Raw genomic sequence first — 1,379 nt, 5'->3', positions numbered from 1 at the left:
CCCCCGTCCCTCGCGAGGGACGGGGGCCGGTGCACGTCCCGCGGTGGCCGGGACTACGGCTTGAGCACCACCTTGATGCAGCCGTCCTCCTTCTTCTGGAACTTCTCGTACATCTCCGGGGCCTGCGACAGCGGCACCTGGTGGGTCGCCAGGTCCAGGACGCCCAGCGGGTCCGAGGGGTCGTCCACGAGCGGCAGCAGCTCGTCGATCCAGGACTTCACATTGCACTGGCCCATGCGCAGCTGGATCTGCTTGTCGAACAGCGTGAGCATCGGCATGGGATCCTTCATCCCGCCGTACACGCCGCTGAGCGAGATCGTGCCGCCGCGCCGGACGGCGTCGATGGCGGTGTACAGCGCGTCGAGCTTGTCCACCCCGGCGGTCTCCATGGCCTTGCGGCCCAGCGGGGAGGGCAGCAGGCCCACCGCCGCGTGGGCGATGCCGGCCACGTGGGAGCCGTGGGCCTCCATACCGACCGCGTCCACCACGGAGTCCGGGCCGCGCCCGTCCGTGAGGTCCTTGAGCCGCTCGGCCACGTCGCCCGCGGAGTCCAGCGTCTCGATGCCGTGGCGCTCGGCCATGGCCCGGCGCTCGGCGACCGGGTCCACCGCGAGCACGCGGTAGCCCAGGTGCCGGCCGATCCGGGCGGACATCTGGCCGATCGGGCCCAGGCCCAGCACGGCCAGGGAGCCGCCCTCGGGGGGAGCGGCGTACTTCACGGCCTGCCAGGCGGTGGGCACCACGTCGGAGAGGTACAGGTACCGCTCGTCCTCACCGGTCTCGGGGACCTTGATCGGCCCGTAGTCCGCGTGCGGCACCCGCAGGTACTCGGCCTGCCCGCCCGGCACGGAGCCGTAGAGCCGCGAGTAGCCGAGGAACGCCGCCCCGCTGTTGTACTCGCGGACCTGGGTGGTCTCGCACTGGGACTGCAGGCCCTGGCTGCACATGAAGCAACGGCCGCAGGAGACGTTGAACGGGATGACCACGCGGTCCCCGGCCTTGATGTGGGTGACGGCCTGGCCGACCTCCTCGACGATGCCCATCGGCTCGTGGCCGATGATGTCGCCCTTGTCCATGAACGGGCCCAGCACCTCGTACAGGTGCAGGTCGGACCCGCAGATCCCGCTCGAGGTGATCCGCACGATCGCGTCCGTGGGCTCCTGGATCTGCGGATCCGGGACCTCCTCGACGCTCACGGAGCGCTTTCCCTGCCAGGTCAGAGCCTTCATCGATCCTCCTTCTCAGAACCGCCCCTCCGGGTCGGATGGACAGCATGCTGATCTGTTCGGTCGGCCCCAGCCTACTCGGCACTGTCCGGGCCCGCATAGTGCGCGGTGCCGGGGGAATCGCCGGCCGGGGTCCCGGCCGGGGTCCCGGCC

General features: G+C 70.9%; 1 protein-coding gene. It reads right to left on the bottom strand.

Going from position 1 to position 1,379, the window contains the following annotated elements:
- Positions 1–53 precede the first annotated feature (53 nt).
- Complete coding sequence (locus ACFU0Y_RS18170) at positions 54–1,229, bottom strand: zinc-dependent alcohol dehydrogenase (RefSeq protein WP_380216371.1); 1,176 nt, start codon at positions 1,227–1,229, stop codon at positions 54–56.
- Between the last annotated feature and the right edge of the window lie 150 nt (positions 1,230–1,379).

Origin of the sequence: Kocuria sp. NPDC057446 (assembly GCF_042802875.1) — a bacterium.
Classification (GTDB): Bacteria; Actinomycetota; Actinomycetes; order Actinomycetales; family Micrococcaceae; genus Kocuria.
The sequence above is the reverse complement of the archived record's forward strand: the minus strand, read 5'-3'. Positions and strand labels throughout refer to the sequence as shown.